Raw genomic sequence first — 11,423 nt, forward strand, 5'->3', positions numbered from 1 at the left:
CCGGTTTGTGTCCCTGGCTGATTCATTTTCCCAATTAAAGAGGGCCGCTTGTTGCGGCCCTCTTGCATGACGGGTTAGCCGATCACTCGGTGCGCGCCTTCAGATAACCGGCGTAATCCGGGATCTGTACGCTGAACGCCTGCCGCATATGGGGGCTGTCCATGATGAAATCGGCGGTCGCCTCGTTGGTGGCGACCGGGATGTTCCACACCGCAGCCAGCCGCAGCAACGCCTTCACGTCCGGATCGTGCGGCACCGCATTGAGGGGATCCCAGAAGAAGATCAGCACATCGATCTTCCCTTCGGCGATCAGGGCGCCGAGCTGCTGGTCGCCCCCCATGGGGCCGGAGAAGAGACAGGTGATGGGCAGTTGTGCCTTCTTGCCGAGCATGGTGCCGGTGGTGCCGGTTGCATAGAGGTGGTGCAGCTTGAGCTCCTCCTTGCGGCGCATCACCCAGTTCAGCAGAGGGGTCTTCATGTTGTCGTGAGCCACCAGTGCTACCCGTTTGTGGGGCGCCATCTCGCGTGCAATCTGTTCCATGGAAATCGTCCGTAGCATTGTTATTGGAAGAGAGCCGTATCCTAATCGAAAGCCATGACAGATGCTGTGTCGGGCGTATTAACTGTGATCCTGTCGAAAAGTTTTCGGGTCATGGCTGCTCAAATGAAGAGACCCGCGCTGGCGGGTCTCTTTGCTTGCTGGCCTGCTGGCTCAGGAGCCGTGGTGCAGTTGCGACTGCTGGTAGTTCTCCAGCCCGATGCGATCGATAAGGTCTAGCTGGGTCTCAAGCCAGTCCACGTGCTCCTCTTCATCCTCCAGGATCTCCTGGAACAGGTCGCGGCTGATGTAGTCTTGCACCGACTCGGCATAGGCGATGGCTACCTTGAGGTCGGGGATGGCATCCATCTCCAGCGAGAGGTCGCAGCGCAGCATCTCTTCCACCGTTTCACCGATACGCAGCTTACCCAGATCCTGCAAATTGGGCAGCCCTTCGAGAAACAGCACGCGCTTAACCAGCTCGTCGGCGTGTTTCATCTCATCGATAGACTCGTGATACTCCTTGTGCCCGAGCGCCTTGAGGCCCCAGTCATCGTAGATGCGGGCGTGCAGGAAGTATTGGTTGATGGCAATCAGCTCATTGGCCAGCACCTTGTTGAGGTGGGCAATGATCTTGGGATCTCCTTTCATCGACAGTGCTCCTTGGTTCGTGCCTGAGGCTTCGATCGTTAGAGCTTAGTCCAGAAAAGTGACAACAAGAGGTCTGGCGATCCAGCTCGCCTGAGAAAAGGGGTGACCCTGTTGGCGGGTCGCATCAGAAAAGAGGTGTCCGGATCAGGCCACTTCGTAGTAGAGCACCGGTTGCTCCTGCTCCATCTTGTCGAGCTCGGCGGCGATGATCTCCATGGTCATGCGTACGCATTTGCCACACTGGGCGCCCACCTCGAGCGACTGCTTGAGCTGGCGGAATTCGCTTTTACCTGACTGCACCGCTTTGCGGATCTGGGTATCTGTGATGCCGCGGCACAAACAGACGTACATGATGGTCACCTCTTGTGGAATGAGATGAAATCTAAATGAGAATGGTTCGTAGTGCAAATAACCATTGGTAATAAGATCCCCTGCTTGCCACTGTGCAACCCCTTGGGGACAATGCTGGCAACCAGAGGAGATCACCATGCTCAAGAAACTGTTCAGCGCCCTGTTCGGGGGCGAGCCGACCAAGGCGCCGGAAGTCACTCCCACCGAATATGCCGGCTATCTCATCTATCCGGAACCCATGGCCGAAGGTGGCCAGTACCGACTGGCAGGGCGCATCACCAAGGAGCTGGACGGCGTGCTGCAAACCCACCGTTTCATCCGCTCCGATCTGTTTGTCAATCCGGCCGATGCCGAGCGTTTCATGGTGCAAAAGGCTCACACCTTTATCGATCAGATGGGAGATCGCATGTTCGATCCCCGCAAACCGGCTGACAGCCAAGCTTCATGACACAGCAAGAGGTCACCCTGCTGCGCGAGGCGCTGGCCCGCGCCGGTGAACGGCGCCTGATATGGCTGGAGGGGGAGGAGGCCGAGTGCATTGCCCGCGCCCAATCCCTGCTCGGCGAGACCGTCTTCTGGCTGGGGGCCGGGCCCGAGAGTTATGCCCCGCAACCCGCCGCCAAGGCGCTGCAGCGGCTCGGTCAGGAGTGCGACACGCTGGTGTTCAACGCCTTCAGCGGCTTTCACCCCGACGCCTTCGGGGCGCTGGCAGGTACTTTATGCGCCGGTGGCTTGCTGTTGCTGCTGACCCCGCCCAGAGTAGAGTGGCCTTCATGGCCGGATCCTGATCGGATCCGGCTGGTGGCCCAGCCGGAGGAGGCCGGTCGGGCCGGTCACGGCTTTATCGCCCGGCTGGTGCGGTTGCTGGCGGGGGATCCTGCCCTCTCGCTGGCTCCGCCGGTTTGCTCGCAGCCGTGGCAACCGCTTGGGCCCGAACGCAGGCTGAGCTGCGATCAGGCACGGGCGTTGCCCGCCATCCACAAGGTGTTGCACGGTCATCGCCGCCGTCCGCTGGTGCTGAGCGCCGACCGCGGTCGTGGCAAGAGTGCGCTGCTGGGGCTGGCTGCCGCCGAGCTGCTGCGCCAGCAGCCCGGGCTGAACATAGTGGTGACAGCTCCCTCGCAGGCGACGGTAGCGACCCTGTTTGCCCACGCCGCTCGCGGGCTAGATACTACGCCGGAACAGCTGGGCGGGCTGAGCTACTGTTCGCCGGATCGGCTGGTGCACGAGGCGATGAATCCCGATCTGCTGCTGGTGGATGAAGCGGCCGCCATTCCGACCCCGCTGCTCGAGGCTATGCTGGCCCGCCATCGCCGCATCGTCTTTGCCACCACCGAGCACGGTTACGAGGGGACGGGGCGCGGTTTTCACCTGCGCTTCAAGCGGGTGCTCGATAGCCAGACCCCGGAGTGGCAGGAGATCCACCTCTCTGAGCCCATTCGCTGGAGTGAGCGCGATCCGCTGGAGCCGCTGATTTTCCGCCTGCTCGGCCTCAATGCCGAAGTGGCGGCGCCTATGTCGCCGACCAACCCGAGCTGGCGTCTGGTCAGTCAGGAGGCGCTGGCGAGCGACGAGGCGCTGCTCAACCAGCTGTTCGGCTTGCTGGTGCTGGCTCACTACCAGACTACGCCGAGCGATCTCAGATCCCTGCTTGAGAGTCCGGATCTCGACATCCATCTGCTGGAGCAGGATGCGAGCCTGCTGGGAGTGGCCTTGGTGGTGCGGGAAGGGGGAATAGAACCCGAGCTGGCCGAGGCGATCTGGGCCGGTCGCCGCCGTCCGCGCGGCCATCTGCTGCCCCAGTCGTTGCTGGCCCACGCCGGTTTCAAAACGGCGGGGGGGCGCAGCTACGCCCGGGTGATGCGTATCGCCATCCATCCCGAGCTGCACCGCCACGGACTGGGTTCGCTGCTGCTTGGCAGGCTTGAAGAACATTATCGTCAGGCGGGGATCGATTACCTCGGTTCTGCCTTTTCGGCTAGCGCCGACCTGCTCCCTTTCTGGCGCAAGGCCGGGCTGGAGGTGCTGCGCATCGGCCTGCAGCGGGATGCCGCCAGCGGCTGCCACGCAGCCCTGCTGCTAAAGGCGCTGAAACCCGAACATGAGCCCGAGCTGGCCGGGTGGCAGCAGCGTTTCGTACGCCAGTTGCCAACCTTGCTGGCAGGCGAGCTGAAAGGATTGGAGCCCGAGCTGGTATGGCAATGTCTGCAAGGCAGCACCGTCACCGCGCCGGAGCTTGGCGAGCTCGAGCGCGACGAGATTGAATGCTTTGCCCTGCATCACAAGCCGTTCGAACTGAGCCAGTCGAGCCTGCAGTTGTGGCTGGCGGGCAATCTGGTCCGGTTGGCCGAGCTCACCCCGGATGAGCGTTATCTGCTGATCGCCACCATCTGGCAATATGCCGACTGGGGGGCGCTGGCCGCGAGATTGCAACTGGCGGGCAAGCCCGCCGTGATCAAGAGGTTGCGGGCGCTGCTGGCGCGTCTCTTGAGTTCCTCTACCACTCGATAGGTTTGCCCTGCCAGTCGAGAAAGCTCAGCTCGCCATCCGGTTGCAGCCGGTCCATCAGGTTAATCAGATGGTCGGCTACCAGCTCGGGACTCTGCACATTTCCTGGCGGTACATTGGCGTGAAACGGGCGGGAGAGTGGGGTATCCACTGTGCCGGGGTGGAAAGCCAGCAATTTGACGCCTGGGGCCCGCCGGGCCAGCTCGATGGCGGCACACTTGAGCAGCATGTTGAGGGCGGCCTTGGATGCGCGATAGCCATACCAGCCGCCAGCCCGGTTGTCGCCAATGCTGCCGACCCGAGCGCTGAGAACGGCCAGAGTGCAAGGCTCGCGGCCAAACAGCGGTAACAACTGGCTGATCCAGCGCAGCGGCAGCAAGGCATTGGTCTGGTAGAAGCGGGTCATGGCATCGAGATTGATTGCTTCGAGCCGCTTCTCTGGCTGGATCTCCCCCTGATGCAGGATGCCGTTGCAGATCACCACCCTGTGCGGTCTCGGTGCCAACTCCGCGATGCGCGCCACCACTTCTGTCATCTGCTCATCGCTGTAATCACAACATAGCCAGTGCAGACCCGGCGATGAGAGGCCAGCAGGTGCGGGCTGACGGCTGATGGCAATCACTGGCCCGACACCCGCCGCCAACCAGTGTGTCACCAGAGCCGCACCGATACCGCCAGAAGCGCCAATCACGACGATACCTTCAATCATCTCAGGCTCCTTGTGAGTGCATGATGGATTTTACCATCCGCCAATGTTGTCCTGATTGGCAGATACGCTCCCGCCAGTCTGCGGGATCAAGCGGTTAACGCTGCAATCTTGCCGAGATCCGAGCCGTTGGGTGAATTCCATTCCTATACTGAGGGAAAACCGCAGCGGTCTGCTGCCCGCGCAACCAGAATGAGAGTCACCATGATGTCCAAAGATGGGGAAGAGCGTAAATCTATCCTGACCGAAAGTGGCACCAACGAGCTTGAGATCATCGAGTTTCACCTCAAGAAGCAGTTACCGGACGGTCGTGAAAAAACCGCTTATTACGGGATCAACGTCGCCAAGGTACGCGAGGTGATCCGGGTGCCGGAGACCACAGATTACCCCAATGCCCAGCGTCATATGGTGGGGGTATTCTCCCTGCGAGATCGGCTGATCCCGCTGGTGGATCTGGCGGGCTGGCTCGGCATCAAAACCAACCCTGACCCCAGCCACAAGGTGGTGATCGTCACCGACTTCAACAAGATGGCCAACGGTTTTCTGATCGATAGCGTCAGCCGGATTCACCGGGTCTCTTGGGAGGATGTGGAGTCCCCCAGCCAGTTTCTGGAAGCGGGGGAGAACGACTGCGTGGTGGCCGTGGTCAGACGCGATGGCAACCTCATCATGATCCTCGATTTCGAGAAGATCATCGCCGATATCAACCCCGAGCTCAGCATGGAGAAATACGACGTCACTCAGGACCGCAAGGTGCTCATCGACGATCGCATGATGGCGCTGCGTCAGGGCAAAACCATCCTGGTGGTGGATGACTCGGCCTTTATCCGCAAGATGATCGAAACCACCCTGCGCACCGCTGGCTACAACGTGATCACGGCCAAGGACGGGGGAGAGGGGCTGGAGATGATGACGGATTTCGATCGTCTGGCCCAGGAGGAGAGAATGCCGGTGACCGGCTTCGTCAATGCGGTGATCACCGATGTGGAGATGCCGCGCATGGATGGCATGCACCTGCTCAAGCGACTGCGGGATACCCCCTCCTACAAGGAGATGCCCATCGTGATGTTCTCCTCCCTGATGAGCGATGACAACCGCCAGAAAGCGCTGCAACTGGGGGCCAACGATACCATCACCAAGCCCGAGATAGGGCGCATGGTGGGGATGATGGACCATATGCTGCTGGGGATTGCCCCGCCTTCGCCCGCCAACAACATCTGACCTGCCATTAACTTGCCATTGGCCGGTCGAATTCACTGACCGGTTGCCTCAAGCGGCCACTCCTTGCCAAGGAGTGGCCGCGCTGTTTTGGCTGTTTGCTGCGATCCCGACGCCCCTTGTCTCCCGGATACGATTCATGTAATGATAATTATTATCATTTGTTGGTGTGAAGCATATGACAGCAACCTGGGTGAAGGGGTGGGTCGAGTCGACCGAAGGTGGCAGCAGCATGAGTCACTGGAAACAGCAGACCCGAGAGGGTAACCGGCTGTTTGACTGCGGCGAGTATCATCAGGCGTTGGCCCATTATCAGCAGGCGCTCTGGCTGGCTCGTCAGCAATTGGTGCAGTGGCATGACGCCGATGAGGCGGTGGCTGCGCTGGTTGTGGCTCACCACAATCTGGCAGATCTGCTGGTGGCTATGACTTTGCCCGATCGCGCCGCCGACCTGCTCTGCTATGTGCACGACTGCCTGCTGGCGACCTGTCACTCCCCCGCTTGCTCCTCTCGCCTGCGAGAGGCGGCTTTGCGCCATACCCGCACAACCCGTGCCGAGTTGCTGACGTTCGTACAGCGCCACGGCAGCCACACCGGGATCATGCGTTCGCTCGGTCACTGCCTGTGTCAGAGCGAGCCCTCATCCCGGCTCCATTAATCCGAACAGAGGTCATCATGAGCCATACCCTGCCAGCCCTGAACTATGCCTACGACGCACTGGAACCCCATATCGATGCCCTGACCATGGAGATCCACCATAGCCGTCATCACCAGACCTATATCAACAACCTCAACGCCGCGCTGGAAGGGGCGCCAGAGCTGGCCGCAATGCCGGTTGAGGATCTGCTGCGCCGCTTCGACACCCTGCCAACCGCCCTGCAGGGGGCGGTCCGCAACCATGGTGGCGGCCATGCCAACCACTCCCTGTTCTGGCTGGTGATGAGCCCACAGGGGGGCGGTGAGCCGGGTGGTGAGCTGGCTCTGGCTATCAAGCGGGAATTGGGGGGATTCGATGCCTTCAAGCAGGCTTTCACTCAGGCTGCCCTGAGTCGCTTTGGCAGCGGCTGGGCCTGGCTGGTGGTGGACAAGGCAGGCAGATTGCAGGTGGAGAGCAGTGCCAACCAGGATAGTCCCCTGATGCATGGCCATACCCCGATCCTGGGGCTGGATGTGTGGGAGCACGCCTACTATCTCAAGTACCAGAACAAGCGTCCTGACTATATCGCAGCCTTCTATCAGGTGGTGGATTGGGCCGAAGTGGCCCGCCGCTATCAGGCGGCGATAGGCTGACTTGGTCGCTGGGTATGGGTGTGCAGGATCGCCGTCACAACCCGCGCTGCAATAACAGGACCCGCCAGTTGGCGGGTCATCTGTTTATGGTGCGGCTGTGCTGGCGGCTGAAGGGGCCATCGGCATTGTGGGCAAGGCAGCGCTGGGCATCTCGGCGGCGGTTTCTGCAGCGGATTTGGCGGGAGTGACCGGCTCAGTCGTTGCCGCTGCGGATAAAGCTGGAGTGACTTGTTCAGTCGTGGCCGAGGCTGATGGAGTAGCCGATTCGGTGGCAACCGCGGCAGAAACTGCCGCTGGCTTGGCCTCATCCACCGCCGATTTGGGCTGCTTTAGGCAGGGTTGCAGGCTGCCGATGGTACTCAGTGATTGGCAAGGCACAGGCAGACCGATGGGGACCGGTGCCCCGAGGAACTTGGGCCCCTTGTCCAGTACATAGAGGTCGAGCAGCCCCATCAGGCGGGCAAAGACTTCCCGCACCCGGGTGCGGATCCCCTGATAGGCGCTGGGATCCTCGGCATTGAAGCCGACCGCATCGATACCGAAATGGCGAGCGATAAAAATGGCCCGCTCGTTATGAAAGCCCTGGGATACCACGGTAAAGCGCTCCTGGCCGAACACCTCCTTGGCGCGAACCACTGAGTCGAGGGTGCGGAATCCGGCGAAATCCATATAGATGGCGGAGGCGGGGATGCCCGCCTTGATCAGGGCGCGGCGCATCTGGCGTGGCTCGTTGTACTGCACGGTAGCGTTGTCACCGGAGACGATGATGAAGTCCACCTTGGCATTGTTGTAGAGCTCGGCCGCCGCCTTGATGCGGTATTTGAAGTAGTGGTTGGGGCCGCCACCGGAGAGATATTTGGAGGTACCCAGCACCACCGCAACCCGGTTGTAGGGCACCTTGTCCACCCGATCGTAGGTGTAGTGACGGGCATCCGAGACGATCCACTCGCTGTAGCCCAGCAGCATGGCAATCAGGGCCAGCAGCAAAACAAGGCAGGCGAGGAGGATCTTGGCAAACTTCTTCATGCGCGGTGCGGTCAGGGTCTGAAGTTGGAAGTGGCTATCGGCATTCTATTACAACTCGGCCGCCGGCGTCAGGTTTGATAACGGGCGGGCACCTCATTCGGGCAGAGGTTGTCGCAGCAGAGGCCGGGAGAGCGGGAGGATAAAGCGAGGGGCTGCGGTGGCAGCCCCTCTGGTCGGTGAAGGTTTATCAGTGGGCGGAGTCATTGCCCTTGCAGGCGTCTGACTCCTTGTTTGCTTGCCACCAGGGCAGCAGATCCCGGGCGAGCCACGCCTGATAGGCGTCGCTGTCGTTGGCGATCAGCCGGTCCAGCTCCCCTTCGAAGTCGCTCATCGCCTGCTGTCGATCCGGATTGCGCAGCGCCTGTGCCAGCGCCAGCCAGCTGGCGCCGCGACCGGTATCGTTGAGGAAGCGGTGCACAGTATAGGACCAGGAGTAGACCATCTCGCCACCCTGGTCGTAGTCAAGGTGGAGGATCGCCGCCAGTGTCGGGCGCTGGTTGGCGGGGCGGTTTGCCACGTTATCCAGACCCCGGGCAAAGCACTGACCGTGGGCGATGTACTCTGCAACCCCCTCGGCCCACCAGGTAGTGCGGTTGAGTGGATAGTGGCCGAAGCTGCCGTACTGGTTGAAGCGGCCGTCGAGATAGTGAATGTACTCGTGGCGCAGGTTCCACACCTGGAAGGCGGGGCGTTTCCACTCCGCCTCATAGGCGAAGAAGCGGGCCTGATTGCCGGGCCGAGCCGGATCCCCCTCGATATAGATGCCGCCATTGTCGGTGGAGACGCCAAACAGCGCGCTGCCGTAGCGGCCCCAGTCGGCGGAGGAGTTGAAGATCACCAGCTCCAGCGCCTCGTTGTGATCATCGGCCACCGGTTGCCAGCCTGTCTCCATCTGCTGGTGGAAGCGCTGCTCTTCATCACCCAGCTCGCGGCAGATCCCTTCGGCCTGAGCCAAGGTCAGATCCTGGGCGCGCAGACGCAGGGTGGGTGAGCAGGTGTGCTCGAACGGCAGAATATCTTCCATGCGGATCGGGGTACAAAGCCCGGCGAACTCGCCGCTGACACAGGCTTCGCTGGTGCGATCCGTGTAGGTGAGGTAGTAGCTGGAGAGGGTCAGGGAGACCTCTTCCAGCATGGTAGTCGGATGCTGGCCGCCCGGGATCAGTCCCTGCTGGCGCATGATGGCGATGACATCGCGATCCAGCTGTTGGCGATAGGCGATCGCCTTATCCGGGCTGGTGTGATGGAGGTAGCGCATCATCTGGTAGAGGCGGCTGTGGGCATCGAGGATGTTGTTGAAGATAAACAGATCCCGTGAGCCATCGCGCTGTTTCCAGAGGGCCAGCTCGCTCAGGCCCAGTTGCAGCAGGCTCTGGCGCAATGCCGCTTCCTGCTGCAGCACAGCTGCGCTGAAGTCAGCCTGCTGACCGTAAGAGGCGCTCTGATCGACCAGATTGAGCAGCTCGAACAGGCCATCGGCCCAGGGTTTGTGGCCATTGATCTGTGCCGCATGTTGCACCGCATAGCCGAGCGCCTGGTTGAGCTGGGCCAGCATGGGGGCGGCACTCTGGCGGAAGGCGGCTTGCCCAAGTTGTCCCTGCGCTGCCACGCTCCAGGCTTCCAGCACTGTGCCAGCCTGATCCTGCGGTTCAGCTCCCAGCAGCAATGGGTGGTTGAGCAGATCAATCATTACCCCGGCTAGTGCCCGGGCAGCCTGATCACTCTCTTTGCCAACGCCGCCGTGGTAGTTGTGGGCGCGCACATAGTAGAGCAGCTTGTCCATTGCCGGATGGGTCGGCTGGTTGGCCGCCAGCAGAGCACGCATGCCGCGCACCACCGCCATCAGCTTGGCGTCATCGTGGCCGTAATCCGCCTGCCAGGCAGGGCTGTTCTGGCCGCTCACGTCGGCCACCAGTTTGGCGGCATCGCTGTCGAGCAGATCCACATCGGGTTGCTCTGGCTCCGAGCAGAGACGACCGTTGGCGCGGCGGCACTCCAGCTGCTCCTCCTTGCTGGCCAGCACGATGGGGCGATTGAGCACCCGGCTCTCCTGCCACTCTTTGCTCTCTGGCAGGGGTTGCCACTCGCCGCCGGCGACCGGGTATTGGTAGCCGCTATCTTGCAACGTTACCTGAACCTCGCTGCCAGCGGGGATCACCTGACGGCAGATGCGATAGCGGATGGTGTTGCTCCCCTCCTTGCGCTCCTGCGGCTCATCACACTCCTGCTGAGGCGTGAGCTGATCCAGCTGCCATTGATAGCGGCGCCAGACGTGGATCTCACTGACCTGAGCGGCAGCCTGACTGCCTGCCACCGGCTGCAGGCGGAAGAAGATCTGCTCCAACCGGCCATCCCGCTCACTCGGGGTCTCTTCAAGTACCTGCAACTGCTGCCAATCCTGCGGCTGATAGTGCCACTCCGACTCGGTGCAGCGGCCCTGCGCGTTGAGTTCGCAGCGATCCAGCTCCCTTTCGCTCTGACCCAGGATGATGGCTTGCGGCAGCGGCAGACGATCCTGCCGTTGGGCGGTCGGCGTGCCCGCCAGTTGCTCCCAGCGACCCTGCTTGAGGCCATAACCAAAGTCATAACTGCTGGCGGGGATGAGCTTGCCCGCCGGAATCCGATCCTCACAGCGCACGAAGCGGATCTGCCAGCCCGCATCTACCTTGAGCTGCGGCTCGCCACACTGTTGCTCGGCCAGTGCGGCGAGATCGCTGCTCTGCCAGTCGAAGCGACGGTAGACCCTAAGCTGCTGGTAAGGTGCATTGCTGCTGCGCGCCTTGAGCTCGTAGGTGATCTCGGTGATGCGAGCGGCCAGTTGCCGGCTCGATTCGCCAGTCAGCTGATATTGTCGCCAGTCATTGGGGGAGTAGTTGGCTTGCGCCGAGGATGTAGCCAAAAGCAGGGGGCCTGCCAGCAGCATCCACCCGGTACCTGAACGGTTCATTTTTATCCCTTTGTTCTTGTTTGTGTATTGTCTTGCGAGTAATCGCAAGGCAATTTAAACAGTTCCAAAGGGATATCAATTGCCAATTAAAAATCAGATAAATCAATAAGATGGTGACTTTTTGAGTCTGATCGAATTATCGTGGGTTGGCGCCGCAGTAAGGACTCACATGTTTCTTTTTTGTTTTC

Annotated in this window: 11 protein-coding genes; 5 read left to right on the plus strand and 6 right to left on the minus strand. The window is 61.1% G+C overall.

Annotated elements, in window-relative coordinates:
• Positions 1 to 82: 82 nt before the first annotated feature.
• From ACB035_RS08705 to ACB035_RS08715, 3 genes are all read right to left on the minus strand, one after another.
• Positions 83 to 541, minus strand: a complete 459-nt coding sequence (locus ACB035_RS08705; RefSeq protein ID WP_005363178.1) for a methylglyoxal synthase — start codon at positions 539 to 541, stop codon at positions 83 to 85.
• Positions 542 to 712: 171 nt separating this feature from the next.
• Entirely contained in the window at positions 713 to 1,189 is a 477-nt protein-coding gene (bfr, locus tag ACB035_RS08710; protein WP_005354959.1) for a bacterioferritin, read from the minus strand.
• A 144-nt stretch (positions 1,190 to 1,333) separates the two neighbouring features.
• Positions 1,334 to 1,540: a bacterioferritin-associated ferredoxin gene (locus ACB035_RS08715; protein WP_005335965.1), complete on the minus strand. Its 207-nt coding sequence runs from the start codon at positions 1,538 to 1,540 to the stop codon at positions 1,334 to 1,336.
• Positions 1,541 to 1,676: 136 nt separating this feature from the next.
• On the opposite strand from ACB035_RS08715, the gene ACB035_RS08720 reads away from it, so the two are divergent.
• Both ACB035_RS08720 and ACB035_RS08725 read left to right on the plus strand, forming a co-directional pair.
• Positions 1,677 to 1,988, plus strand: a complete 312-nt coding sequence (locus tag ACB035_RS08720) for an HlyU family transcriptional regulator (protein WP_371167089.1) — start codon at positions 1,677 to 1,679, stop codon at positions 1,986 to 1,988.
• Positions 1,985 to 4,051, plus strand: coding sequence for a tRNA(Met) cytidine acetyltransferase TmcA (locus ACB035_RS08725; RefSeq protein ID WP_371167090.1), 2,067 nt, complete (start codon positions 1,985 to 1,987; stop codon positions 4,049 to 4,051). The genes ACB035_RS08720 and ACB035_RS08725 overlap by 4 nt, the downstream gene beginning before the upstream one ends.
• Here the strand turns inward: ACB035_RS08725 and ACB035_RS08730 are convergent.
• On the minus strand, positions 4,038 to 4,757 hold the full coding sequence (locus ACB035_RS08730) for an SDR family NAD(P)-dependent oxidoreductase (RefSeq protein ID WP_371167091.1): 720 nt from the start codon (positions 4,755 to 4,757) through the stop codon (positions 4,038 to 4,040). The two genes, ACB035_RS08725 and ACB035_RS08730, sit on opposite strands and share 14 nt — an antisense overlap.
• Positions 4,758 to 4,958: 201 nt before the next feature.
• Here ACB035_RS08730 and ACB035_RS08735 point away from each other — a divergent pair, with 201 nt between their 5' ends.
• From ACB035_RS08735 to ACB035_RS08745, 3 genes are all read left to right on the plus strand, one after another.
• Positions 4,959 to 5,975: a chemotaxis protein gene (locus ACB035_RS08735; RefSeq protein ID WP_005335957.1), complete on the plus strand. Its 1,017-nt coding sequence runs from the start codon at positions 4,959 to 4,961 to the stop codon at positions 5,973 to 5,975.
• Between the two features lie 175 nt (positions 5,976 to 6,150).
• Positions 6,151 to 6,630: a hypothetical protein gene (locus ACB035_RS08740; RefSeq protein WP_182963184.1), complete on the plus strand. Its 480-nt coding sequence runs from the start codon at positions 6,151 to 6,153 to the stop codon at positions 6,628 to 6,630.
• Positions 6,631 to 6,647: 17 nt separating this feature from the next.
• The gene (locus tag ACB035_RS08745; protein ID WP_371167092.1) at positions 6,648 to 7,262 is read left to right on the plus strand and encodes a superoxide dismutase; all 615 of its coding nucleotides are present in this window, start codon (positions 6,648 to 6,650) and stop codon (positions 7,260 to 7,262) included.
• A gap of 84 nt (positions 7,263 to 7,346) precedes the next feature.
• Here ACB035_RS08745 and ACB035_RS08750 read toward each other — a convergent pair whose 3' ends face one another.
• Positions 7,347 to 8,288 (minus strand): ElyC/SanA/YdcF family protein, encoded by a 942-nt coding sequence (locus ACB035_RS08750; RefSeq protein WP_371167093.1) that lies wholly within the window; start codon positions 8,286 to 8,288, stop codon positions 7,347 to 7,349.
• Between the two features lie 187 nt (positions 8,289 to 8,475).
• The gene (locus tag ACB035_RS08755; RefSeq protein WP_371167094.1) at positions 8,476 to 11,235 is read right to left on the minus strand and encodes a collagenase; all 2,760 of its coding nucleotides are present in this window, start codon (positions 11,233 to 11,235) and stop codon (positions 8,476 to 8,478) included.
• Between the last annotated feature and the right edge of the window lie 188 nt (positions 11,236 to 11,423).

Source organism: Aeromonas sp. S12(2024) (assembly GCF_041402305.1).
Taxonomy (GTDB): Bacteria; Pseudomonadota; Gammaproteobacteria; order Enterobacterales; family Aeromonadaceae; genus Aeromonas; species Aeromonas veronii.

What these genes read in the sequence shown, in the direction of transcription:
- ACB035_RS08705 (WP_005363178.1), bottom strand. Translation starts at nt 541, where the DNA reads ATGGAACAGATTGCACGCGAGATGGCGCCCCACAAACGGGTAGCACTG.
- bfr (WP_005354959.1), bottom strand. Translation starts at nt 1,189, where the DNA reads ATGAAAGGAGATCCCAAGATCATTGCCCACCTCAACAAGGTGCTGGCC.
- ACB035_RS08715 (WP_005335965.1), bottom strand. Translation starts at nt 1,540, where the DNA reads ATGTACGTCTGTTTGTGCCGCGGCATCACAGATACCCAGATCCGCAAA.
- ACB035_RS08720 (WP_371167089.1), top strand. Translation starts at nt 1,677, where the DNA reads ATGCTCAAGAAACTGTTCAGCGCCCTGTTCGGGGGCGAGCCGACCAAG.
- ACB035_RS08725 (WP_371167090.1), top strand. Translation starts at nt 1,985, where the DNA reads ATGACACAGCAAGAGGTCACCCTGCTGCGCGAGGCGCTGGCCCGCGCC.
- ACB035_RS08730 (WP_371167091.1), bottom strand. Translation starts at nt 4,757, where the DNA reads ATGATTGAAGGTATCGTCGTGATTGGCGCTTCTGGCGGTATCGGTGCG.
- ACB035_RS08735 (WP_005335957.1), top strand. Translation starts at nt 4,959, where the DNA reads ATGATGTCCAAAGATGGGGAAGAGCGTAAATCTATCCTGACCGAAAGT.
- ACB035_RS08740 (WP_182963184.1), top strand. Translation starts at nt 6,151, where the DNA reads ATGACAGCAACCTGGGTGAAGGGGTGGGTCGAGTCGACCGAAGGTGGC.
- ACB035_RS08745 (WP_371167092.1), top strand. Translation starts at nt 6,648, where the DNA reads ATGAGCCATACCCTGCCAGCCCTGAACTATGCCTACGACGCACTGGAA.
- ACB035_RS08750 (WP_371167093.1), bottom strand. Translation starts at nt 8,288, where the DNA reads ATGAAGAAGTTTGCCAAGATCCTCCTCGCCTGCCTTGTTTTGCTGCTG.
- ACB035_RS08755 (WP_371167094.1), bottom strand. Translation starts at nt 11,235, where the DNA reads ATGAACCGTTCAGGTACCGGGTGGATGCTGCTGGCAGGCCCCCTGCTT.